The sequence below is a fragment of the Priestia sp. YIM B13552 genome (genome assembly GCF_042787775.1).
In the GTDB taxonomy this organism is placed as follows: Bacteria; Bacillota; Bacilli; order Bacillales; family Bacillaceae_H; genus Priestia; species Priestia megaterium_E.
Window position 1 is genome coordinate 295,929 of record NZ_JBHZOU010000004.1, and the last position, 24,424, is coordinate 320,352.

26 protein-coding genes and 1 riboswitch are annotated in these 24,424 nt (G+C 38.8%); of the genes, 24 read left to right on the forward strand and 2 right to left on the reverse strand.

Translation table 11 applies throughout. The annotated features are described in order from the left end of the window. The first annotated feature begins 14 nt into the window (after window positions 1-14). The 4 genes from ACFX40_RS18530 (at window position 15) to ACFX40_RS18545 (ending at window position 2,943) form a co-directional block, all read left to right on the forward strand. Window positions 15-842, forward strand: coding sequence for an ABC transporter ATP-binding protein (locus ACFX40_RS18530; RefSeq protein ID WP_013059664.1), 828 nt, complete (start codon window positions 15-17; stop codon window positions 840-842). Then, entirely contained in the window at window positions 832-1,602 is a 771-nt protein-coding gene (locus ACFX40_RS18535; RefSeq protein ID WP_377255825.1) for an IucA/IucC family C-terminal-domain containing protein, read from the forward strand. Before ACFX40_RS18530 ends, ACFX40_RS18535 begins: the two co-directional genes overlap by 11 nt. Further along, entirely contained in the window at window positions 1,595-1,852 is a 258-nt protein-coding gene (locus tag ACFX40_RS18540; RefSeq protein ID WP_377255828.1) for a YusU family protein, read from the forward strand. Before ACFX40_RS18535 ends, ACFX40_RS18540 begins: the two co-directional genes overlap by 8 nt. Window positions 1,853-2,025: 173 nt before the next feature. Continuing rightward, window positions 2,026-2,943: a proline dehydrogenase family protein gene (locus tag ACFX40_RS18545; protein WP_028409613.1), complete on the forward strand. Its 918-nt coding sequence runs from the start codon at window positions 2,026-2,028 to the stop codon at window positions 2,941-2,943. Window positions 2,944-3,022: 79 nt separating this feature from the next. On the opposite strand, the gene ACFX40_RS18550 is transcribed toward ACFX40_RS18545, so the two are convergent. Further along, a complete protein-coding gene (locus tag ACFX40_RS18550; protein WP_013059660.1) occupies window positions 3,023-3,172 on the reverse strand; it encodes a YuzL family protein in 150 nt (49 codons plus the stop codon). Between the two features lie 184 nt (window positions 3,173-3,356). Here ACFX40_RS18550 and ACFX40_RS18555 point away from each other — a divergent pair, with 184 nt between their 5' ends. The 17 genes from ACFX40_RS18555 (at window position 3,357) to sufB (ending at window position 19,784) form a co-directional block, all read left to right on the forward strand. Further along, window positions 3,357-5,738, forward strand: coding sequence for a 3-hydroxyacyl-CoA dehydrogenase/enoyl-CoA hydratase family protein (locus tag ACFX40_RS18555; protein ID WP_377255863.1), 2,382 nt, complete (start codon window positions 3,357-3,359; stop codon window positions 5,736-5,738). A 12-nt stretch (window positions 5,739-5,750) separates the two neighbouring features. Beyond that, on the forward strand, window positions 5,751-6,929 hold the full coding sequence (locus ACFX40_RS18560) for an acetyl-CoA C-acetyltransferase (RefSeq protein WP_028409611.1): 1,179 nt from the start codon (window positions 5,751-5,753) through the stop codon (window positions 6,927-6,929). Window positions 6,930-6,952: 23 nt separating this feature from the next. Beyond that, window positions 6,953-8,737 (forward strand): acyl-CoA dehydrogenase family protein, encoded by a 1,785-nt coding sequence (locus tag ACFX40_RS18565; protein WP_060745815.1) that lies wholly within the window; start codon window positions 6,953-6,955, stop codon window positions 8,735-8,737. Window positions 8,738-8,853: 116 nt separating this feature from the next. Continuing rightward, window positions 8,854-9,210: an arsenate reductase family protein gene (locus ACFX40_RS18570; protein ID WP_377255831.1), complete on the forward strand. Its 357-nt coding sequence runs from the start codon at window positions 8,854-8,856 to the stop codon at window positions 9,208-9,210. A 135-nt stretch (window positions 9,211-9,345) separates the two neighbouring features. Further along, window positions 9,346-9,729, forward strand: a complete 384-nt coding sequence (gene gcvH / locus ACFX40_RS18575) for a glycine cleavage system protein GcvH (RefSeq protein ID WP_013059655.1) — start codon at window positions 9,346-9,348, stop codon at window positions 9,727-9,729. A 79-nt stretch (window positions 9,730-9,808) separates the two neighbouring features. Further along, window positions 9,809-10,054: a YusG family protein gene (locus ACFX40_RS18580; protein ID WP_013059654.1), complete on the forward strand. Its 246-nt coding sequence runs from the start codon at window positions 9,809-9,811 to the stop codon at window positions 10,052-10,054. A gap of 181 nt (window positions 10,055-10,235) precedes the next feature. Continuing rightward, window positions 10,236-10,586, forward strand: coding sequence for a toprim domain-containing protein (locus ACFX40_RS18585; protein WP_013059653.1), 351 nt, complete (start codon window positions 10,236-10,238; stop codon window positions 10,584-10,586). Window positions 10,587-10,600: 14 nt separating this feature from the next. After that, entirely contained in the window at window positions 10,601-10,900 is a 300-nt protein-coding gene (locus ACFX40_RS18590) for a thioredoxin family protein (protein ID WP_013059652.1), read from the forward strand. 180 nt (window positions 10,901-11,080) lie between these two features. Next, window positions 11,081-11,188: riboswitch (SAM riboswitch) on the forward strand. Window positions 11,189-11,319: 131 nt separating this feature from the next. Further along, window positions 11,320-12,345, forward strand: a complete 1,026-nt coding sequence (locus ACFX40_RS18595) for a methionine ABC transporter ATP-binding protein (RefSeq protein ID WP_377255834.1) — start codon at window positions 11,320-11,322, stop codon at window positions 12,343-12,345. Continuing rightward, a complete protein-coding gene (locus ACFX40_RS18600; protein WP_013085342.1) occupies window positions 12,338-13,006 on the forward strand; it encodes a methionine ABC transporter permease in 669 nt (222 codons plus the stop codon). The genes ACFX40_RS18595 and ACFX40_RS18600 overlap by 8 nt, the downstream gene beginning before the upstream one ends. 17 nt (window positions 13,007-13,023) lie before the next feature. Beyond that, window positions 13,024-13,860 (forward strand): MetQ/NlpA family ABC transporter substrate-binding protein, encoded by an 837-nt coding sequence (locus ACFX40_RS18605; protein WP_014457885.1) that lies wholly within the window; start codon window positions 13,024-13,026, stop codon window positions 13,858-13,860. Between the two features lie 121 nt (window positions 13,861-13,981). Beyond that, window positions 13,982-14,347: a carboxymuconolactone decarboxylase family protein gene (locus tag ACFX40_RS18610; protein WP_013059648.1), complete on the forward strand. Its 366-nt coding sequence runs from the start codon at window positions 13,982-13,984 to the stop codon at window positions 14,345-14,347. Between the two features lie 239 nt (window positions 14,348-14,586). Further along, window positions 14,587-15,372, forward strand: a complete 786-nt coding sequence (gene sufC, locus ACFX40_RS18615) for a Fe-S cluster assembly ATPase SufC (protein ID WP_013059647.1) — start codon at window positions 14,587-14,589, stop codon at window positions 15,370-15,372. 17 nt (window positions 15,373-15,389) lie between these two features. Then, window positions 15,390-16,697: a Fe-S cluster assembly protein SufD gene (gene sufD, locus ACFX40_RS18620; RefSeq protein WP_014457887.1), complete on the forward strand. Its 1,308-nt coding sequence runs from the start codon at window positions 15,390-15,392 to the stop codon at window positions 16,695-16,697. Continuing rightward, on the forward strand, window positions 16,697-17,917 hold the full coding sequence (locus ACFX40_RS18625) for a cysteine desulfurase (protein ID WP_013059645.1): 1,221 nt from the start codon (window positions 16,697-16,699) through the stop codon (window positions 17,915-17,917). Before sufD ends, ACFX40_RS18625 begins: the two co-directional genes overlap by 1 nt. After that, window positions 17,907-18,341 carry a Fe-S cluster assembly sulfur transfer protein SufU gene (gene sufU, locus ACFX40_RS18630; RefSeq protein WP_013085338.1) on the forward strand — a complete coding sequence of 145 codons (435 nt, stop codon included), beginning with the start codon at window positions 17,907-17,909 and terminating at the stop codon, window positions 18,339-18,341. The genes ACFX40_RS18625 and sufU overlap by 11 nt, the downstream gene beginning before the upstream one ends. Window positions 18,342-18,386: 45 nt before the next feature. Beyond that, on the forward strand, window positions 18,387-19,784 hold the full coding sequence (gene sufB / locus ACFX40_RS18635) for a Fe-S cluster assembly protein SufB (RefSeq protein WP_016765826.1): 1,398 nt from the start codon (window positions 18,387-18,389) through the stop codon (window positions 19,782-19,784). A gap of 88 nt (window positions 19,785-19,872) precedes the next feature. On the opposite strand, the gene ACFX40_RS18640 is transcribed toward sufB, so the two are convergent. After that, a complete protein-coding gene (locus ACFX40_RS18640) occupies window positions 19,873-20,193 on the reverse strand; it encodes a tyrosine-type recombinase/integrase (protein WP_377255837.1) in 321 nt (106 codons plus the stop codon). A 224-nt stretch (window positions 20,194-20,417) separates the two neighbouring features. Between ACFX40_RS18640 and ACFX40_RS18645 the strand changes: the two genes are divergently transcribed. The 3 genes from ACFX40_RS18645 to ACFX40_RS18655 all read left to right on the forward strand — a co-directional run bounded on the left by ACFX40_RS18645 (window position 20,418) and on the right by ACFX40_RS18655 (window position 24,424). Beyond that, a complete protein-coding gene (locus ACFX40_RS18645) occupies window positions 20,418-22,127 on the forward strand; it encodes an ATP-binding protein (protein ID WP_176344865.1) in 1,710 nt (569 codons plus the stop codon). Window positions 22,128-22,418: 291 nt separating this feature from the next. Further along, window positions 22,419-22,919, forward strand: a complete 501-nt coding sequence (locus tag ACFX40_RS18650) for a hypothetical protein (RefSeq protein WP_272766871.1) — start codon at window positions 22,419-22,421, stop codon at window positions 22,917-22,919. A gap of 500 nt (window positions 22,920-23,419) precedes the next feature. Further along, window positions 23,420-24,424, forward strand: coding sequence for a DUF3427 domain-containing protein (locus ACFX40_RS18655; protein WP_272766872.1), 1,005 nt, complete (start codon window positions 23,420-23,422; stop codon window positions 24,422-24,424).

A 24,424-nucleotide genomic window follows, 5' to 3' on the forward strand; every position in this document is an offset into this window, starting at 1 on the left:
AAGGAGCGATTCGCATGCATTCGTTAGAAACAAAATCGCTAACATTATCATATGGAGAAGCGATGATTATAGATGAGCTTGACGTTACCATCCCAAAGGGTGAGATTACGGTCTTTATCGGCAGTAATGGATGCGGAAAATCTACGCTGCTGCGTTCACTAGCAAGGTTATTGAAACCACATGCCGGCTCTATTTTACTAGAAGGCTCTAAAATTTCCTCTCTTCCGACAAAGGAAATTGCAAAGCAGCTAGCAATTCTTCCACAAGGTCCTGTTGCACCTGAAGGGTTGACCGTGCTGCAGCTTGTTAAACAAGGGCGCTATCCGTATCAAAATTGGTTCCGTCAGTGGTCTCAAGAAGATGAAGAAAAAGTACAAAATGCACTCGAGGCAACAGGTTTAGCAGACTTGGCTGATCGTCAAGTTGATTCGCTTTCTGGAGGACAGCGTCAGCGCGCATGGATTGCCATGACATTAGCACAAGATACGGATATTATTTTACTTGATGAACCGACAACGTATTTAGATATGACACATCAAATTGAGATCTTGGACTTGTTATTTGAATTGAATGAAAAAGAAAATCGTACCATCGTAATGGTGCTGCACGATTTAAACTTAGCCTGCCGCTATGCTCATCATATTGTGGCGCTTCAAGATAAAAAAATCTATGCACAGGGAAGACCAGAAGAAGTCATTAACTGCGATTTAGTACAGCGAGTCTTTAATATGAACTGTGAAGTGACGGTGGATCCGTTATTTGGAACGCCTCTTTGTATTCCTCATGGGCGCGGACGATGTATTGTGAATAAGCTGCGCGTTGAAACGCAGCATGCTCAATAAGAAAGAGCAAAGCGAGTTAGCAGAAAAATTCCGCTGTACGTTTAAAGATAACTCGCTGTACAGGTTGTCTACCTCCAGCTGCATGGATGAAAGCACGCTGCGGATGCAGCTGCTATGGATTCAACAGACGATGGAGGCTGATAACTTGAGAGCAGCTGCCTCCATGTTAGCTAAGCGGTATAGCTTTGTTGTGGTGGCGGCTTTGTATTCATTTATTGTGTTTCAAAAAAAGATAAATGCATCGACTAAAAATGTTTCGTTGCATACAGAAGACGCTGAAACAATGTGGCTCCCAAAAGTGTTCATCTCAGAAACTGAGACGAAAGAAGTAACAGAGGACAATCAGAAGGTTCTTCTTGATGAACTTCTTGATGAATTGTTTGCTCATCACATTGAGCCGATATGGTCATCGCTGCATAAAGTGACAAAAATCTCGAAGCTGACGCTGTGGGAAAACGTAGCTGTTTATATCCACTGGCTTTATGATTTGCTTTTAGCAAATGAAGAAATAGAAAATGTGCAAGTGCAAAAGAATTTACGATACGTGTTGGAAGAAGCTGAGGGTCATCACTTTGGTCCATACCATCATAATCCGCTTTCTCGGTACAGTTCACCTCCTCCATATGTAAAGAAGCAAAAGCAGGAGATAAGGGTTCGGCAAACGTGCTGTTTATCTTACCAAACAGGAGCTAAAGAGACTTATTGTCAAACGTGTCCGGTTATTTGTAAACCAAAGAAAGGAGTGATTGTGCATGAATAAAACCTTTCAAGAGCAATTCGACGGTTTGATTGAAAAGTATACAGAACTAATGGTCGGTGAAAGTGACGAGCAGATACAAGAAAAAGTAAAAATGTGGGCACTTTACAACCATATCTCAAAATCCATGCCGCCTTTAACCAAGCATTGGAATCAATTATATCCAGAAGCAAAAGCGGAAATGGTCGAGATTGTAAAGGAAATCAAAGAGCTGAATGAAGCGCATCGAGCGTCACAGCGAAAACCAGAATAAAAACATTCATCACGAAGCTGATGGATGTTTTTTTATCCAAAAGCTCCCGGTCGCTTTTTGGTTTTGTGTGCATACGTTAATAAAGGGTGCCTATCTAGTTTAAAAAATGGTAAAATTAATGATAATTAAATAAATTTTGTGAGGCGTATGACAAGTGAAGGCGGGGGGTTGCTTTGGAACAAACGATAAGAAACTTTTTTTTATTGTTATCAAAAAGCAAAAAGTTAACAAAGCTGGCTAAGCGCTATGGCTTACGTTTTGGAGCAGCAAGGTTTGTTGCAGGGGAAACCATCGATGAAGCTGTTAGTGTGATAAAAAAGCTAAATGAACAGGGATTAAAAGTAACGGTTGATTATCTTGGCGAGTTTGTGGAAAGTGAAGTTGAAGTGGATCATGCTGCAGCTCAATGCATAAAGGCTATTCACCTTATACACAAAGAAAGATTAGATTCAGAAATTTCTTTAAAATTAACGTCTATGGGACTGGATATTTCAGAAGATTTGGCCCTTCATCATATGCGGCGTATTCTTGAAGAAGCGGAAAAACATAGCGTATTTGTGACGATTGATATGGAGGACTATAAGCGATGCAGCAAGACGATTAAGCTATTTAAACAATTAAAAAATGAGTATGAACACGTAGGGACGGTGCTTCAAGCATACTTATATCGAACAGAAAGTGACATCCGTGAATTAGATGCGTATGCTCCTAAATTAAGGTTAGTGAAAGGGGCATACAAAGAAGCAGCAGACGTGGCGTTTCCTGATAAAGAAGACGTGGACGAAAACTTTCAAAACATCATTGGACTTCACTTATTAAACGGTCACTACACAGCAGTTGCTACTCACGATGAACGAATCATTCAGTATACAAAAGAGTTTGTTAAAAAACATGGAATTTCAATGAATCAGTTTGAGTTTCAGATGCTATACGGGATTCGATCAGAAAGGCAAGTTCAGCTCGTAGCAGAACAATATAAAATGAGAGTGTACGTTCCTTATGGAACGGACTGGTATGGGTACTTTATGAGGCGCCTTGCAGAAAGACCTGCAAATGTCGCATTTGTCTTAAAAGGAATCGTAAAAAAATAATAATGAAATGGTCGTGATGACAAAGTAAGAAATAATCAAAAATCGAACATGATTCGATTACTCATGTTCGATTTTGAGGTTAATGTCCTTGAGTGTTATGCTTTGTGTACTGTTGGTTTTGAGATGTCTTTTTGCCGCGGCCGTGCGGTTCATTAACCGGTCCAGCATTTCCTTTAACGCTTGCTGCGCTTACGCCTGCTGACGATGGATCCTTCTTTAATTTGCTCACAAAATCACCTCCTGTGTATTAAGATAACCAAACACATTAAAAATAGTTAGAGATAATATTGTGAATATATTGCGAAAATTTAAAAAATGTTTTATAGTAAAAACAGAGATTAACAGTGACTCTCTTTTTTTACGCATAAAATGAATGACCATTCATTCAATATATTAAAGGGGATGTGGGGATAATTATGAACATAAAAAAAGCCGCCGTTTTAGGTTCAGGAGTTATGGGCTCTGGAATTGCAGCTCATTTAGCGAATGTAGGAATTCCAACGCTTTTGCTAGACGTGGTTCCAACTTCATTAACAGCAGACGAGGAAAAAAAACAGCTAACGCTTGAAGATAGGCAAGTGAGAAATCGGTTGAGTACAACCGCTGTAGCTAAATTAACGAAGCAAAAACCGGCGCCTTTAACGTCTAAGTCATCACTATCGTTGATTACGCCAGGAAACCTTGAAGATCATTTACAGCAGTTAAGCGACTGTGATTGGATTATTGAAGTAGTAGTGGAACGTCTTGATATTAAACAGCAGTTGTTTGAAAAAATTGACAGTGTACGAAAAAAAGGAAGTATTGTAAGTTCAAACACTTCAGGAATATCGATCCACGAAATGGCTAAAGGACGCTCAGAAGATTTTAAAACGCATTTTTTAGGAACGCACTTTTTTAATCCACCGCGTTATTTAAAGTTATTAGAAATCATTCCAACTCATGACACAAAATCAGAAATTGTTGAATATATGAAAACGTTTGGTGAAGATGTATTAGGTAAAGGAGTAGTTATTGCAAAAGATACGCCTAACTTTATCGCCAACCGTATCGGTACGTACGGTTTACTTGTGACCGTTCAAGAAATGTTAAAAGGTAATTACAGCGTGGGAGAAGTTGACTCTGTGACGGGCCCCTTAATTGGAAGACCAAAAAGCGCAACGTTTCGAACACTAGACGTAGTGGGACTAGACACATTTATTCATGTGGCTAACAATGTATTTGACAAAGTAGAAGGCAAAGAAAAAGAAGTGTTCGATGTCCCTTTATTTATGAAACAAATGCAGGAAAATGGCTGGCTGGGAAGCAAGTCGGGGCAAGGCTTCTTTTTAAAGAAAGGCAAGGAAATTTTAGAACTTGATCCTAGTACACTTCAATACGTTGAGAGAAAGAAGTTAAAAACAGCTTCTACCGAATTAAGCAAGCAGGCAAAAGGGCTGCAAAATAAAATGAAAGCGCTTATATATTCTGATGATCGTGCCGGACAGCTTCTTTGGAATGTGATCAGTCCCGTTCTTGTATATGCAGCACAGTTAAAAAATGAAATCGCCGACGATATCGTGGCCATTGATCAAGCTATGAAGTGGGGATTTGGCTGGAAAATGGGTCCTTTTGAGACGTGGGATGCAATTGGTTTAGAAAAGTCAATTGAGAAGATGGAGCAGTCTGGTTTAGCAGTTCCGCAGTGGGTAAAACAAATGCAGGAAAATGGATTTACAAGCTTCTATAAAGAAATGGAAGGTCAAACGCTTTACTACGAAGATGAAGAGTATAAAGCGGTAAAAGAAAATAAAAAGGTGATTCACCTGTCATCTTTACGTTCTCAAAATAATGTCATTTTAGAAAACAGCGGAGCGAGTTTAATTGATTTAGGAGATGATGTGGCGTGCCTGCAGTTCACCTCTCCTAACAATGCAATCGGGCTAGATATTATTAGCTTATTAAATCAGTCTCTTGAAGAAGTGAATAAGAACTATAAAGGACTGGTCATAGGAAATCAAGGGAAAAATTTCTGCGTTGGGGCTAACTTAGCTATGATTTTAATGGAAGCACAAGATGACAATTATTTTGAAATTGAATTTGTCATTAAACAATTTCAACAGGCAATGATGAAGGTGAAATACAACGAAAAGCCGGTTGTTGCAGCTCCATTTGCGATGACGCTTGGAGGCGGAGCAGAAATTTGCTTACCGTCAGCTAAAATCCAAGCTTCTGCTGAAACTTACATGGGCCTTGTAGAAGTAGGAGTCGGACTTATTCCTGGTGGAGGAGGTAATAAGGAGCTTTATATCAAACAGTTAAATGGTTTACCGAACGGTGTAACGCTCGATCTTCAGCAAATTGCCAATAAAACATTTGAAACAATTGCTACTGCAAAAGTATCTGCTTCTGCTGCAGAAGCTAGACAGCTAAACTTTTTAAATCGCCATGATGGCATCAGCGTAAACGGAGATCATTTGCTGAATGATGCGAAGAACTCAGTCCTTGCTTTACATGACACGGGCTATAAACCACCTGTAAGAACTAAAATTCCTGTGGTTGGAGAAACAGGATATGCAACGTTGCTGCTAGGAGCTCAATCCATGAAATATTCAGGATATATATCAGAACATGATTATAAAATTGCTAGCAAGTTAGCATTTGTGTTAGCCGGAGGACGTGTAGCGTTCGGTTCGGAAGTTGATGAAGAGTATTTACTGGACTTAGAGAGAGAAGCATTTTTAAGTCTTGTTGGTGAAGCGAAGTCTCAAGAACGTATGCAGCACATGTTAGTTAAAGGAAAACCACTGCGTAATTAAGGGGGAGAAAAAATGAGAGAAGCAGTTATTGTAGCAGGTGCTAGGACACCGGTCGGAAAAGCAAAAAAAGGTTCACTGGCAAGTGTTAGACCTGATGATTTGGGAGCCATCGCGGTTAAAGAAACTCTTCGCCGAGCAGGCGGATACGAAGGACCAATTGATGATTTAATTATTGGTTGTGCGATGCCTGAAGCAGAACAAGGTTTGAATATGGCTCGAAATATTGGCGCTCTTGCGGGTTTGCCTTATACGGTGCCAGCAATAACGATTAATCGTTATTGTTCGTCAGGTTTGCAAAGTATTGCCTACGGTGCAGAACGAATTATGCTAGGGCAAGCCAAAGCAGTGTTAGCTGGAGGAGCAGAATCAATGAGTTTTGTTCCGATGTTTGGAAACGTAGCGCGTCCGAATGTTCAGCTGGTTGAAAATGCGCCGGAATATTATATGGGCATGGGACATACAGCAGAACAAGTGGCGATGAAATACGGCATTTCACGTGAAGACCAGGATGCGTTTGCTGTACGCAGCCATCAAAAAGCAGCAAAAGCACTTCAAGAAGGGAAGTTTAACGACGAAATTGTTCCGGTGGAAGTGACGCTTCGAAAAGTGGATGAAAACAATAAGCTCCGTGAACAAAAGCTGATGTTCTCTCAAGATGAAGGAGTTCGTCCCGGCACAACTGCAGACGTATTAGGAAAACTTCGTCCAGCTTTTTCGGTTAAAGGATCCGTAACAGCTGGAAACTCTTCGCAGACAAGTGACGGAGCTGCATCCGTTTTTCTAATGGATAAAGAACAAGCTGAAGCAGAAGGGTTAAAGCCTTTGCTTAAGTTTCGCTCATTTGCAGTTGGAGGAGTTCCGCCTGAAGTAATGGGGATTGGCCCGATAGCTGCCATTCCTAAAGCTCTTAAACTAGCAGGGCTGGAGCTTTCTGATATTGGATTGTTTGAATTAAATGAAGCATTTGCTTCTCAAGCACTTGGCGTTATTCGTGAATTAAATATTAATGAAGATAAAGTAAATGTAAACGGAGGCGCTATTGCCTTAGGTCATCCATTAGGCTGTACCGGAGCTAAGCTGACTCTTAGCTTAATGCACGAAATGCAGCGTCGAAATGAGCAGTTTGGAATTGTCACGATGTGTATTGGCGGAGGAATGGGAGCTGCTGGTGTATTTGAATTGTTAGCATAATCATTTCAAAGGGGGATATGAACATGTCAAATAAAACAAAACAAATGATTAAAGGTGGAAGCTTTTTAATTGAAGAAGGCGATGCAAGCCGCGTCTACACGCCGGAGGATTATACATCTGAACAAAAGATGATTGCCAAGACGACAGATGAATTTGTAGAAAATGAAGTCCTTCCACAAGTGGAATATTTAGAAAAGCATGAGTTTGACCGTTCTGTAAAGTTATTAAAACAAGCTGGTGAATTAGGCTTGCTTGGTGCAGATGTACCGGAAGAATACGGTGGACTCGGTTTAGATAAAATTACCTCGGCTTTAATTGCTGAAAAAATGTCTCGAGCAGGCGGGTTTTCCATCACTCATGGTGCTCACGTAGGAATTGGGTCATTGCCAATCGTCTTATTTGGAACAGAAGAGCAAAAGCAAGCATATTTACCTGCTTTAGCAGTTGGGGAAAAAATAGCAGCATATGCGTTAACAGAACCTGGTTCTGGTTCCGATGCTCTCGGTGCTCGAACAACAGCTCGCCTTAACGCAGAAGGCACACACTATGTGTTAAATGGAGAAAAGCAGTGGATTACGAATGCCGGATTTGCTGATGTGTTCGTGGTGTATGCGAAAATCGACGGCGATAAATTTTCTGCTTTTATCGTTGAACGCGAATTTCCAGGTGTTTCGGTTGGACCGGAAGAGAAGAAAATGGGAATCAAAAGCTCCTCAACCAGAACGTTGATTCTTGAAGATGCGCTTGTTCCAAAAGAAAACGTGTTAGGTGAAGTTGGCAAAGGGCATGTGATTGCGTTTAACATTTTAAATATTGGGCGCTACAAGCTTGGAGTTGGAGCAGTTGGAGCAGGGAAACGTGCGTTAGAAATCACGTCTCAATATGTTAACCAGCGTCAGCAGTTTAAAACGCCCATTGCTAAATTTTCATTAACCCAAGAAAAAATAGCAACAATGGCTTCTAAATTGTACGCAACTGAAAGCTCCGTCTATCGTACGGTAGGACTTTTTGAAGACCATATGGGCCAGCTTTCAGAAGAACAGCAAAAAGACGGAAAACAAATTGCCGCTTCCATTGCTGAATATGCCATTGAATGCTCATTAAACAAAGTGTTTGCCACGGAATCTCTTGACTACATCGTAGATGAAGGGGTGCAGCTTCACGGAGGCTATGGTTTTATGAGTGAGTATGAAATTGAGCGCCTGTATCGTGATTCCCGCATTAACCGTATTTTTGAAGGAACAAATGAAATTAATCGTCTCTTAGTACCAGGCACGTATTTACGCAAAGCTCTAAAAGGAGAGCTTCCGCTGCTTCAAAAAGCACAAACGCTTCAAGAAGAATTGATGATGCTTATGCCGCAGGAAGTAGGCAATGAGCCGTTAGATCAAGAAAAAATGCTTGTGCAAAATGGGAAGAAAATTGCGCTCTTGCTTTTAGGTCTAGCTGCACAGAAATACGGTAAAGAATTAGAGAAAGAACAAGAAATTCTCGTTAATATTTCCGATATGATTAGTAACGTATATGCAATGGAATCCACTGTTTTACGTACTGAAAAAGCGATTTCCAAAACAGGTGCAGATCAAAACAGCTTGAAGGTAAAATATACGCAAGTATTTTGCCAAGAAGCATTTAATCGAATTGAAGCAGATGCAAAAGAAACGTTAATTGGCGTTGAACAAGGTGATACGCTTAGAGTCATGCTTTCGTCTCTTCGCAAGTTAACGCGCTATACACCAATCAATGTGATTAGCGTAAAGCGCGAGATTGCAAAAACGCTTCTAGAAGTAGAGAAGTTCACAGTTTAAGGGAAAAAGGAGCTCGTTTTACGAGCTCCTTTTTGTTTAAGAAGCCTCTATCTAGGTAAATGATAAAGGATGTGTTAAAATACGAAAAAAGCTTAAAATAAAGGGTGGTTGACGAAATGTCATTATTTTTTTATTCATATCCAAAGTGTGGTACGTGCCGAAAAGCCAAGAAGTGGCTGGATGATAACGGAGTAGCGTATGAAGAAATTCATATTGTAGAAATCCCGCCAACAAAAGAGCAGCTGCAATCTTATTATCAGAACAGCGGCTTAGAATTAAAAAAATTCTTTAATACAAGCGGTAAAAAATATCGCGAATTAGGGCTTAAAGATAAAGTAAGCAGTGCGAGTGAAGACGAACTGCTGTCTATTCTTGCGTCAGATGGCATGTTAATTAAGCGTCCGCTGCTAACAGATGGACAAAAAGTAACGCTTGGCTTCAAAGAAGAGCAGTTTGAGGACGTGTGGAAGTAAGTTTTCAAATAGAAAATTTTTACCTTTTACGTTACACTGTTAATAGGAAGTTATTTTAGGTTGTAGAAAGTGTTCTCCACGTTGAAGGCGCTTTTTATATAAACAAATTACGATACATATTTTGGAGGGATTAAGATGAGTACACCAAAAGATTTGCGTTATTCTGAAGAGCATGAATGGGTAAAAACAGAAGGAGACGTTGTCCGCGTAGGTATTACGCATTTCGCTCAAGCTGAGCTTGGCGACATCGTATTCGTTGAACTGCCAGAAGTAGGAGCAACAGTAGAAGCTGACGAGCCGTTTGGCAGCGTTGAATCAGTAAAAACAGTTTCTGAGCTTTACGCACCAATTAGCGGTGAAGTTGTAGCAGTAAACGATAACTTAAGCGATAGCCCTGAACTTGTTAATGAATCTCCATACGAAGAAGCATGGATGATTACAATCAAACCGTCTGATGCTTCTCAAGTAGACAAGCTAATGACAGCAGAGCAATACGAAGAAATGACAAACGAAGGATAATACTCCTCCATAAATTGTCTTTATGAAAAGTTTTTGACTGGACACTCTATTAGTAAACAAGCTAAAGGAGTGTCTTTTTATGTTTGAAAAACAAAAAATGGACGTTACAGATCGCGTTACAGCTAAATTTCATGACGGCGGCATGAAATTATATGTTGATAAGCAGCCAATTGGTGAAGTTAGTTACGGAACAAGCGGCAATGAATACCGCTTTGAAGAAGGGTATTCGCAAGAAAATAATAAATTCTACCAATATACAGATGTACAAAAGCAAGGTGAAACGCAAAAATATACAGACTGCGACGAAGAAGCAGGATGGTGCTAAACAGTGGCAACTGCCGCTGTTTTTCTTGTTTTATGGAAACAATATGGCTTAAGCTGCCTTTTAAAACAGTTCTTTCTTGCAAATTTCTTTTAAAAAACAGGTGAACTGTGATACATTAACGAATATTGTATAGCATAAAGAAATGATGTTACTATACAACTGACGATTATGGGTGATGAAAATGGGGCTAATTGAAATTGAAAAAGTAATTATTGTCGAAGGAAAATCAGATAAAAAACGTATCCAAGATATCATTCGAGAACCAATTGAAATTATCTGTACAAACGGTACGATTAGTTTATCAAAGCTGGATGAAATTATTGACTTTACGTTTAACAAAGAGGTATACATACTCGTTGACTCTGATGATTCAGGGAATAAGCTAAGAAAACAATTTAAACGAGAGCTTCCGGAAGCAGAGCATCTATATATTGATAAAATGTACCGAGAGGTTGCTGCCGCCCCTAGACATCACATAGCAACAGTATTACTGAGTGCCAATATCGATGTTAATGCAGAATTTTTAACATAAAAGGAATGAGCAACATGCAAGAATGGAGCGAAAAACAGCTTGACGATCAGTTAAAAGAAGGACAAAGAGCGTTTATCTTTTTCCATACACCTTTTTGCGGGACATGTCAGCTGGCAAAAAAAATGTTAACCGTAGCAGAAGCAATGCTGCCTGGTGTGACCATCGGAATGAGCAATTTAAATTATATGCCTTCAAAAGCAGAAGTATTTTCAATTGAAAGTGTACCTTGTTTGATTGAAGTGAAAAATGGCGAAATGGTAAAAAAACTCTATGCGTTTCATTCCATCGAGCACGTACTTGAAGAGCTTCGATAATCAAACGTTTGTTTAAAATGAAGAAATAGAACGAGAGCAAACCGTTGGGGCTGTTGAAATATTGGGATATTATCCCAAGAACAAAATCTGTTGACAGCCTATCTGACACATGCTAAAATCACACTCATGAATGTTCATAAATGAATGAATATTTCCCAAAAACAAAATAATTGTTGCGAACTCTTATCAAGAGAGGTGGAGGGACTGAGCCCTGTGAAACCCGGCAACCGTCAGACTAACTGAAATGGTGCCAATTCCTGCAAAGCTATGCGCTTTGAAAGATGAGAGAAAGGATTAAATATCGAGCCTTTCTGTCATGCGCAGAGAGGCTTTTTTAATGGGGAAAATTGTTTTACGGCTTTTTCATCCTATAGGGCAACCTAACATAATTAAGTTTTTACTAAAGAAGGTGAAGAAATATGATTACATTAACAGACGTTACAAAAATTTATCAGGCTAAAAGCGGTCAAGTAACAGCTGTTGATAATGTGAATCTAACCGTTAACCAAGGTGGAATTTACGGAATTATTGGTTATAGCGGAGCAGGTAAAAGTTCTTTAATTCGCTTGCTAAACGGGTTAGAAACACCAACGACAGGAACGGTCGAAGTAGCAGGTAATGATATTGGAAAAATTAAAGGCGGAAAACTCAGAAAAGCTAGACAAGAAATTAGTATGGTGTTTCAGCACTTTAATATCTTGTGGTCGCGTACGGTGCGAGAAAATATTGCCTTTCCGTTAGAAATAGCAGGGATCTCAAAAGAAAAAAGAATGAAACGAGTAGACGAGCTTATCAAGCTAGTCGGGCTTGAAGGGCGTGAAAATGCTTATCCATCACAGCTTAGCGGTGGTCAAAAGCAGCGTGTTGGTATTGCTAGAGCGCTAGCCAATAACCCAAAAGTATTGCTGTGTGATGAAGCAACATCAGCGCTTGATCCTCAAACGACAGATTCTATTTTAGATCTGTTAGTAGATATTAATGAGAAGCTAGGGTTAACCATTGTACTCATTACTCATGAAATGCACGTTATTCGTAAAATTTGTCATCGAGTAGCTGTTATGGAAAATGGGGCAGTGGTAGAAGAAGGGCAAGTGCTAGAAGTATTCAGAAAACCTAAGCAGCCGATTACAAAGCGATTTGTTCAACAGATTTCTGAACCAGAAGAAACGTTTGAAACAATTGAACAAGTACAGGAGTTATATCCAAGCGGGCAAATTATTCAGCTGACGTTTGTTGGCGGAAAAGCAGAGCAACCGCTCATTACAACGATTTTAAAACAGTTTGATGTAACGATTAATATTTTGCAAGGAAAGATTTCTCATACACAAACAGGTTCATACGGAACGTTGTTCGTTCATTTAGACGGAGAATTAACAGAAGTTGAAAAAGTCATTGCATACATTCATGAGCAGCAGGTAGAAGTGGAGGTAATGACAAATGCTTGAGAAACTATTTCCAAACGTTATTTTAGATGATTTTATTCAAGCGACAAATGAAACACTATATATGACGGCTATTTCAGTTATAGCCACGTTTGTTCTAGGTATTTTATTGGGCTTGCTTTTATTTTTAACGTCCAAAGGACAGCTTTGGCAAAACAAACCTTTATATGCCATTGTGTCAGCAGTTGTAAATATCTTTCGTTCCATTCCATTCATTATTTTAATTGTTTTACTGATTCCATTTACCAAAGCATTGGTAGGAAGTATTTTAGGCGCTAATGCAGCGTTACCTGCTTTAATTGTTGGAGCAGCACCATTTTATGCGCGTCTTGTAGAAATTGGTCTGCGCGAAATTGATAAAGGTGTTATTGAAGCTGCTAAATCAATGGGAGCAACAACAAGCACTATTATCTTTAAAGTGCTGTTACCTGAATCGCTGCCAGCTTTAATTTCTGGTTTGACGGTAACGACGATTGCGTTAGTCGGTTATACGGCAATGGCGGGTGTGATTGGAGCTGGAGGTCTCGGGAATCTTGCATATTTAGAAGGATTCCAGCGCAGTCATAATGATGTAACGCTAGCTGCTACGATCTTAATTTTGATTATTGTATTTATTATCCAACTTATTGGAGATGCGATTACTGCAAAAATTGATAAAAGATAAAGGGAGGATTATTTATTATGAAAAAATGGCTTTCGGCTTTAGCATTAACATCTGCGCTAGTAGTAGGATTAGCTGCATGTGGATCTAACAATGGATCAAAAGATGAAAAGAAAATTGTTGTGGGTGCATCTAATACGCCCCATGCTGAAATTTTAGAACAAGCAAAACCGATTTTAGAAAAACAAGGAATCGACTTGGAAATTAAAAAATTCCAAGATTACATCTTACCGAACACAGCTCTTGCAAACAATGAAATTGATGCAAACTACTTCCAGCACGTTCCTTATATGAATTCAGTGCTAAAAGATCACAAGGGTGAAAAAGGGTATGATTTTGTAAGTGCCGGTGCCATTCACATTGAACCAATCGGTATCTACTCTAAAAAATATAAAAGCTTAAAAGATCTTCCGAAAAACGGCACAGTTATTATGCGTGATGCAGTAGCAGAGCAAGGACGTATTTTATCAATTTTTGAAAAAGCTGGCGTAATCAAATTAAAACCAGGCGTAAAGAAAACAGATGCACAAATTAAAGATATCGTAGAAAACCCGAAGAATTTAAAATTTAAAGCCGATGTTGAAGGCGGATTGCTACCTCAGATGTACAAAAACAATGAAGGTGACGCTGTTGTTATCAATGCTAACTATGCTATCGATGCTGGCTTAGATCCAGTAAAAGATCCAATCGCAGTGGAAAGCAAAGAAAATAACCCTTATGCAAACATCATTACGGTTCACAAAGGCGACGAAAATAAAGATACAGTGAAAGCTTTAGTGAAAGTTCTTCACTCTAAAGAAATTCAAGACTACATTAAAGAAAAATACAAAGGCGGAGTACTGCCGGTAAATAAATAATAGAAGAAAAGCGCTTGCCCACTCTGGGCAAGTGCTTTTTTGTATGCGGGAAAACGAATAACTCTTATTTTTCTCACGCATACTAACCGTGAAAACTTTACTGATGATGGGAGCTGACGTTATGCAGCAAGAAGCACGTCATTCAACTGAGCAAGCACTTCATGATTATAAAATGGGTGTTGGGAAATTTAGCGAAAAATTGCCGGAAGTAACAAAAACGTTTAATGCGTTTACTGAAGCATGTTTTGGAGAAGGTTCTCTTTCTAAAAAAGAAAAGCAGTTAATCGCGCTAGGAATCAGCGTAGTAGCTCAAGACGAGTACTGTATGATTTATCATACAAAAGGCTGCATCGATCAAGGCGCAACTGAGCAAGAAATTTTAGAAGCATGCGGAGTGTCAGCAGCATTTGGCGGAGGCGCAGCGATGAGTCAGTCCGTTACGCTTGTCCAAGAGTGTATTTCAGAACTGACTAGTCACACGCACTAAGTAAATAAAGTGAGTAAAAAAGCTTGTCTTAGAAGGCTCTATGGAGTCTTTTAAGGCAACTTTTTTATGAGTGGATTTAGTCTTGAAAAACGTACATAATGGTTTAAAACCTTTTGGGTCAAAAGGTTGCTATAAGTTTTCATTTGTTATAAGATTGTAATGAGAATAAAATGAGAATAATTAAAAAGATATAGGTATATCGTTTTTTACTATATACGTCTATAACTGGAGGTTTTAATATGGCAGGGTCAACTTTAACAATTAAAGATCTTCATGTTGCAATTGAAGGTAAAGAAATTTTAAAAGGTGTTAATTTAGAAGTTAAGGGCGGCGAAATCCATGCAATCATGGGACCAAACGGTACTGGTAAATCAACATTATCTTCAGCAATCATGGGACATCCTAAATACGAGGTTACACAAGGAAGCATCACGCTAGACGGCGAAGATGTACTTGAGATGGAAGTAGATGAGCGCGCTCGTGCAGGTCTATTCCTAGCTATGCAATATCCAAGTGAAATCAGCGGGGTAACAAATGCAGACTTCTTACGTTCAGCAATTAATGCTCGTCGTGAAGAAGGAGAAGAAATTTCACTAATGAAATTCATCCGTCAATTAGACAAAAACATGGATTTCTTAGAAATGGATCAAGATATGGCTCAGCGTTACCTAAACGAAGGTTTCTCTGGCGGTGAGAAGAAACGTAATGAAATTCTTCAATTAATGATGCTTCAACCAGGAATTGCAATTTTAGATGAAATCGACTCTGGTTTAGATATCGATGCGTTAAAAGTTGTATCAAAAGGTATTAATGAACTGCGCGGCAGCGAGTTTGGTTGCTTAATGATTACTCACTACCAACGTTTACTAAACTACATTACACCAGATAAAGTTCACGTTATGATGCAAGGTCGCGTTGTAAAATCAGGCGGACCAGAATTAGCACAGCGTCTAGAGGCAGAAGGTTATGACTGGATCAAACAAGAATTAGGTATTGAAGACGAAACTGTAGAGCAAGAAGCTTAAGAGTTAGGAGGATCTCTATGACTATTGATACGAAATTACCATTTGATCAAGAGTACATCAGCAGCTTTTCAAAAGAAGCTAATGAACCAAGTTGGCTGCTAGATCTTCGCTTACAAGCTCTTGCGAAAGCAGAAGATCTTGCACTTCCAAAGCCAGATAAAACAAACATTTCGAAATGGAACTTTACTGCATTTGACAAGCACACTTCACAGGCAAGCACAATCTCATCTGTAGACGAGCTTCCAGAAGTGGTTAAAGCATTGATTGATACAGAAGCTGTTAAAAATCTATATGTTCAGCGTGACCAAACAGCTGCATATTCAACATTAACAGAAGAGCTAAAGTCTCAAGGCGTTATCTTCACAGATATTCAAACAGCTGCTAAAGAGCATAGCGACCTTGTTGAGAAGTACTTCATGAAAGACGGAGTTAAAGTAGATGAGCACCGTTTAACTGCATTAAACGCAGCGTTATTAAACGGCGGTGTATTCGTGTACGTTCCTAAAAATGTAGAAGTACAAGAGCCGCTTCAAGCTGTATTTGTCCGTGAAGATGAAGAAGCTGCTTTATTCAACCATGTGATTGTTGTAGCTGAAGACAACAGCTCAGTAACATATGTAGAAAACTACATTGCTACTGCTGAAGAGTCAAACGGTGTTGTCAATATCGTGACGGAAGTATTTGCTAACAGCAATGCAAAAGTAACATTTGGGGCTGTTGACTACTTAGCTAAAGGTACAACTACTTATGTAAACCGCCGCGGCGTAGCGGGCAAAGACGGTCGCATTGAGTGGGCTTTAGGCTTAATGAGTGAAGGAAATACAGTTTCAGAAAATACAACGTATCTAATGGGCGATGGTTCATATGGAGATACAAAAACGGTAACAGTTGGACGTGGAGAGCAGTCTCAAAACTTAACAACAAGTATCGTACATTTTGGAAAACATTCTGAAGGCTACATTTTAAAACACGGCGTTATGAAAGAAAGCGCGTCATCAATCTTTAACGGTATCGGTAAAATTGAACACGGTGCGTCTAAATCAAACGCTGAGCAAGAATCTCGTGTGTTAATGTTAAGTGAAAAAGCACGTGGAGACGCAAACCCAATTCTTCTAATTGATGAAGACGATGTAACAGCAGGACACGCTGCATCTGTTGGACGCGTAGATCCAATTCAGCTTTACTACTTAATGAGCCGCGGTATTCCGCAAACAGAAGCAGAACGTCTAGTTATCCACGGATTCTTAGCACCAGTTGTAAACGAGTTGCCAATCGAAACGGTTAAAAAGCAATTAACAGATTTAATTGAAAGGAAAGTTCGATAATGAATATCTCTGATATTCGTAAACAATTTCCTATTTTAGACCAAGAGGTAAATGGCAGCCCACTCGTTTATTTAGACAGTGCAGCAACTTCACAAAAGCCGCTTGCTGTAATTGAAGCAATTGAGAAGTATTATAAAGAATATAACTCAAATGTACACCGAGGTGTTCACACGCTTGGTACAAGAGCAACAGACGGATACGAAGGCGCTCGTGAAAAGGTTCGTAAGTTTATTAATGCAAAATCAACGGAAGAGATTATCTTTACGCGCGGTACAACGACAGCTCTTAATACAGTAGCTGCAAGCTATGGCCGTGCTAATCTCAAACCTGGTGATGAAATTGTGATTACTTATATGGAGCATCACAGCAACATCATTCCTTGGCAGCAAGTTGCCAAGGAAACAGGTGCAACGTTAAAATATATTTCATTAACAGAAGATCATGCACTTTCACTAGAAGAGGTAAAAAGCACGATTACATCCAACACTAAAATTGTATCGATTATGCAAGTATCTAACGTATTGGGCACGATTAACCCAGTAAAAGAGATTGCAGAAATTGCACATGCTAACGGTGCAGTAATGGTTGTGGATGGTGCGCAAAGTACGCCTCATATGAAGGTGGATGTACAAGATTTAGACTGTGATTTCTTTGCTTTCTCTGGACATAAAATGGGCGGACCGACTGGAATCGGCGCTCTTTATGGAAAGAAAGAGCTTCTTGAAAAAATGGAACCAATCGAGTTTGGCGGCGAAATGATTGACTTCGTAAACCTATACGAATCAACGTGGAAAGAGCTTCCTTGGAAATTTGAAGGAGGTACGCCAATCATTGCAGGTGCAATTGGTTTAGGTGCAGCGATTGATTTCTTAGAAGAAGTTGGTTTAGATAACATTCAAGCACATGAGCACAAGTTAGCGCAGTATGCACTGGATCGCTTATCGCAAGTAGATGGAATTACGATTTACGGACCGAAAGAGCGAGCGGGTGTTGTGACGTTTAATATTGAAGATGTGCATCCGCACGACGTTGCAACAGTAGTAGACGCTGATGGAATTGCGATTCGTGCAGGTCATCACTGTGCGCAGCCGCTGATGAAATATTTAAACGTATCTTCTACTGCACGTGCAAGCTTCTATTTGTATAACACGGAAGAAGAAGTAGATAAATTGGTGTCATCATTAATAAAAACGAAGGAGTATTTTACAAATGGCTTTTAATAATTTAGATACTCTCTATCGTCAAGTAATTATGGACCATTATAAAAATCCGCGTAATCGTGGAACGTTGAATGAAGATACTGTGAACATTCATATGAATAACCCGACGTGTGGAGACCGCATTGAACTTTCTTTAAAAGTAGAGGACGGCAAAGTGGTGGATGCAAAGTTCGAAGGTGAAGGATGTTCAATTTCAATGTCATCAGCTTCAATGATGACACAAGCAATTAAAGGTCAAGAAGTAGACAAAGCGTTTAAAATGGCCCATATCTTCTCTGACATGATGCAAGGTAAAGAGTATGATGATAGTATAGATTTAGGAGATATTGAAGCACTTCAAGGTGTAGCAAAATTTCCTGCGCGTATTAAATGTGCAACACTAGCGTGGAAAGCGATGGAAAAAGGTCTTAACGAACAAAAATAAGACCTTCATTCATTCCCAATCCTATCAAGTAGGGGGTAATAAAAGATGGCTAAAAAAATGCCAGAAATCGGCGATTATAAATATGGATTTTCCGATAAAGACGTATCAATTTTCCGCTCTAAACGCGGTTTAACAAAAGAAATCGTAGAAGAAATTTCTCGTATGAAAGAGGAACCACAATGGATGCTTGACTTCCGTTTGAAATCTCTAGAGCACTTCTACAACATGCCAATGCCACAGTGGGGCGGAGACATGGCAAGCTTAGACTTTGATGAAATTACGTACTACGTAAAACCATCTGAGAAGTCTGAACGCTCTTGGGATGAAGTTCCTGAAGAAATTAAACAAACGTTTGATAAACTTGGTATTCCTGAAGCAGAGCAAAAGTATCTTGCGGGTGTATCAGCTCAGTACGAATCTGAAGTTGTTTATCACAATATGAAAGAAGATCTTGAAGCACAAGGTATCGTATTTAAAGATACGGATACGGCGCTAAAAGAAAACGAAGATATTTTCCGTGAGCATTTTGGAAAAGTTATCCCGCCAACGGATAACAAATTCTCTGCACTTAACTCGGCGGTTTGGTCTGGTGGATCATTCATTTACGTACCAAAAGGCATAAAAGTAGATACACCATTACAAGCTTATTTCCGTATTAACTCTGAAAATATGGGACAGTTTGAGCGTACGTTAATTATTGCTGATGAAGGCTCACACGTCCACTATGTAGAGGGCTGTACAGCACCTGTTTATACAACAAACTCTCTTCACAGTGCCGTTGTAGAAATCATCATCAAAAAAGATGCGTATTGCCGCTATACAACAATTCAAAACTGGGCGAACAACGTATACAACCTTGTAACAAAACGCGCGGTTTGTGAAGCAAACGCAACAATGGAATGGATTGATGGAAACATTGGTTCTAAGTTAACAATGAAATATCCAGCTGTTATCTTAAAAGGTGAAGGCGCACGTGGTATGACATTATCTATTGCCCTTGCTGGTAAAGGACAGCACCAAGATGCTGGTGCAAAAATGATTCACTTAGCACCGAACACATCTTCAACGATCGTATCAAAATCAATTTCAAAACAAGGCGGTAAAGTAACATACCGCGGTATCGTACACTTCGGCCGTAAAGCAGAAGGTGCACGTGCGAACATTGAGTGTGATACGCTAATTATGGATAATCAATCAACTTCTGATACAATTCCGTACAATGAGATTTTAAACGATAACATCTCACTTGAGCATGAAGCGAAGGTATCGAAAGTATCTGAAGAACAATTATTCTATCTAATGAGCCGCGGTATTTCTGAAGAAGAAGCAACAGAAATGATTGTAATGGGCTTTATTGAGCCATTTACAAAAGAGCTTCCAATGGAATATGCAGTAGAAATGAACCGTCTAATCAAGTTCGAGATGGAAGGGTCTATTGGATAATAAAGAAATAACCTTTTTATATCAAGGGTTTGAGAGGTTGTTATAAAGTGTGAAATTATCGGCGTGCCGATTTTATGCCGATTTGATTTTATCTTTTAGTATGGGAGGCGAACTTTTTAAGTTCGTCTTCTTCTATTTTTTCCGTGATATCAAGATAAGTATCTGCTGTTGTTTTAATACTCTTATGCCCAAGTAGGTTTGAAACGTATTTTAAGCTTACACCTGATTCAAGCATCAGAACAGCATGTGTATGTCTAAAGCCGTGGGTGCCTTTATAATTAACACCTGCTTTTTTACAATAATCCTGCATAGTTTCACGTATTATAGAAGGTGTTAAATAATGACCGTTATAATTTTGGGAGGTTATTCCTTCTAGATTTTTGTGGAACCTTGGATTCCCCAAAATCAATTCATTAGATAGGCGTTCAGGTTAATAGTTGTGTGACTCAAATCAAATTTTTTTAAAAAAGTCTCCTCGGTTAGGAAACATTTTTCAAACACACACCCCATATAGGGTGAAGGCAAGCGAGAAACAAAAAAGCACATGTAATGGCTCTTTTGTTATTTTACTTCCTTTAATAAACATTTGAATTGGACCAGTGGCCAATTCAATAAAACAGGAGGATTTTTAATATGGAAAACACAAATGTTTCAAAGTCTGATATTTTTCAAGTGGATAAGGCTCTTGAGAGCTGGCGCGATTCGGGTTTCGATTTATCCACAGCAGTAGGTGAAGTAGTGGATAACTCAATTGAAGCTGGTTCAAAGATTGTTAAAGTGATTCCTTATCAGAATAAGTCTGATAAAAGTATTAATACAATTGTGTTTGCTGATAATGGATATGGGATTAAACCAGATATATTAGCTCAAACCTTAAAAATAGGATTTTCGACTAGATATAATCAACGTAAGGGACTTGGTCGTTTTGGTGTTGGTATGAAAGTTGCAGCATTAAGCCAAGGAAGAAGGGTTGATATTTATACAAAACCTTTAGGGGAAGACCGGTATTATCATGCTTTTCTAGATCTTGACCTTATAGCAACAGAGGAACAAACTCACATTATTGCACAAGAAATTGATGGGATCCCAAAGGAATATGCAATGCATATGGCTTGGGATGACGGGACGCCTTTTGAATCAGGAACATTGATTGTTTGGTCCAAGATTGATCGTTTAACTAATGAAGGCAAATATGGGAATTCTATTAGTGAATATTTACAGGAATTAACAAAGTTCCTTGCGAGAGCTTATCGTAAGTTTATCGATCAGGGCTTAGTAATTCAATTAGGCGATAAATTTCTTGATCTATATGACCCATTAATGTTAATAGACAGCCCAAGGATTTCTAAACTAGTAGGTGAAAATAACTTGCCTTCGGATGTTATTGATCGATCAGTTATTGAGATCGATGGCGAGGAAGTAGAGATAACAGTTACTTTACTGCCAGAGGTGCTTAGGAAAGTCAAAGGAGAAGGTGGCTACCAGGGTTCTGCGTCAAGATTTAAAGAGCTGTATCTAAAGGATCGCGATGGAAAGATTAGCATCCTCAGAAATGGAAGAGAGATCTATTATGATCCAATTCAAGGTATGTTTCCAACTAGAATTGAGAATGTTGACAGGTTTATTGGGGTAGAAATTAGTTTTCCTGCAACCCTTGACGAGTATTTTCAAGTTAGGAATGTTAAAAGGGGAGCAGTTCCTGTTGGGAAGTTAAGAGCAGAAATTCGTAAAATTCTAGATAAACCAGTTAGGGCTGCTCGTAAAGAAATTCAAGATGTATTTTTGAAAACTAGTACCGAAAAAAGAAAAAATGATATTGAACATACTCCAGCAACAAAAGCGGTAAAAGAAGCAGAAAAAACTGCTATACCTGGAAGAGCTGGTTTAAATAAGCCAGAAAATGAAGTAAAAGGAGTTATTCAAGATATACTTGAAGATGCTGGGATAGACTCCGATACCAACAAAGAACTTGCTGACAAAATGACTGAGCAAATTAATGAGCAACCCATTACTTTAGTAGACTCTTCATGGCCTGGTAAAGAGTTGCTTGATATAACACATTTCAATGGTAAAGCAGTAGTAAAGCTAAATCACAGACATCCATTTATTAAACAAATTTATAATCCTATAAAAGAAGCGGCTAGCCAAGATCCTTCTACAATGAACCCTGATGAAATGATTGAGCTTGCAAGGAAGGTTGAAGCTGCTATTGATGTATTATTTATGGCTTATGCTAAAGCTGAGAATATGCATGTAAATCCAGATGATGTGTATAGTGATTTAAGGACACAGTGGGGATTCTTTTCTGGGGCATATGTTCGCGAATTATTAAAATCGTTTTAATAACACAAAAATGACTACAGGATAACTTTCCTGTAGTTTTTTATTTTTTTTGTAAAAATGGAAATTTTTCTTTTATTTACACCCCATATAAAGTGAAAGCAGGAACGGAAAGTTACTAAACTCCTAAACTCTGGAAAAACAAATTGTGAATTAGGCAAAAAACCCGTAAAATGGAGTTATCTGTAATCGATCCCGAGGACGGCTACAGTAAAAGTATGTAACAAGGTTCTAACTTTCCAAAAAGATTCAGTGACCGACTATATTAGCGGACACTAGAAATGGGGTAAAAAAATGAATAAAAACTATCTACAAATGAGTAATGATGTTGTTGATGCATTAATTCTTTTGGACAACATGAGAGCAAAAGCTCTTAAATCCTCAAGTGGTTACTACCGAGTTGAGCGAATTGAGCAGGCAATGGACTATCTTTTGAATACTCCTTTAAAACAGGGTAATCCAAAAACCATTGTACGAGATGTTTTAGGGAGTGCTGGCTCTAAAATTCGCAATAGAATTAATGTAATTAAAGAAGCAAGTGGGATGGCGGGTATTTCATCACCACTTGTAATCAACCAATCTACTAATGACCATGAAAATTTCAGGTTGGAAGTAACGGATGAAATTAGCCGTACAGCTCTGAATGAGCAGGCAAAAGCTGTTTTAATGGAACTTGCTTCAGGTAAGAACGCTGTAGATTTAGCAGAATATTACAATACCAGTGTTCAGGCAATGCGAACAAGAGTTAGTAAAGCTAGGAAGGCATATAAAAAAGAATTGGGTCTTGCCGTATGAAGCCAAGGTTGTATAAGTTTACTCCATGGCTCATCCGTCTGCTAATTCCGAAAGGATTCAAAGGAACCTATATTCTTTACGCAAAGGGTAAAAATGGAGTAGAACCGATCTACGTTGGCAGATCCGATACGGATTTGCAACGCAGGTTATTGAACCATCCCTACTCGCAAATAGCCCACTACTTTGAATATTTCACCTTCGATTCAGCAGAAAAGGCTTATTTGTCAGAAACGGCATTATACCATTGTTTTGAAGGGGCTATTGCAAATGAGATCCACCCTGCTATGCCAGCAAACACTCATTTAAAATGCCCATTCTGCAATAAGACTTATAATGACACCCTTAGCAATAGAATTAATTTAATCTCCTAAATGATTGCTAATTACCTTTGCTTAATAGAGCCAAACGAATTTTATAAGCGTTGGCTCTATTTTTAATTTGAAATATATTAGACAGGCTCATGTAGCAATTATAATGATCAGCAATTGGAGGGCATTTAGATGACGAGGAAGCTAATTAAATATCAAAACTATTCAAGGCAAGAAGTTCATGACATCTTTGATCCTAATAGTAATTTTTTACCTTCAAGAGGTACGTGGGGTCTCCATGGTATTGTTTCTATTCCCGACCGTGAAAATGATTTTGTTTTCTTTGTTACAATTGGAAGAGTTGAAGGAAATCATGCCTTTGATGAAGGTGTAACCACTGACGGAATTTTAACATGGCAATCACAACCAAGGCAAAAAATAAACGATAAAAAAGTCCAAGCTTTTATTAATCATGATTACAACAGAAATAATATATATTTATTTCTACGAACAAACAAGAAAGATCCTGCCTATGCTTATTTAGGAAAGTTAGCATATATCAGTCATGATAACCAAAGAGAACAACCTGTTCATTTTAAGTGGCAAATCCTAGATTGGGAACTTACTGAAGAGCAAGCTAGAGGAATAGGTTTTAAACTGGATCCTTCTATTAAAGTAGATAATACTTTAACACCTGGTACTGTAGTGATTGAGGACCCACCTAATGTTACTTCTAGAAGAAGTGGGAACAGCACAAGTGATTTTCGTGGACGCCATATTGACTTTGATGAAAACAATCGCATAAATAAACGGCTAGGGAATCTAGGTGAACTGTTGGTTCTTAATCGTGAAAAAAACTTTTTAAAGAGTAACGGAAAACATGAGCTAGCCGAACTAGTTGATCATACGTCTGAAACAGAAGGTGATGGTGCGGGGTATGACATACGTTCCTACGGCCTTGATGGAAAGGTTAAATATATAGAAGTAAAAACAACAAAGGCTGGTAAGCAAACACCTTTCTATTTAACGATACGGGAAATTATGTTTTCTAAGCAACATCCGGACTCTTACTATTTATATAGGGTTTTTGATTATGACGAAACAAGTGATACAGGGAGCATGTATATTCTAAACGGAGATTTAGAAAATCATCTGGAGTTACAGCCCTTAACATTTAAGGCAGTAAGGATAAAATGA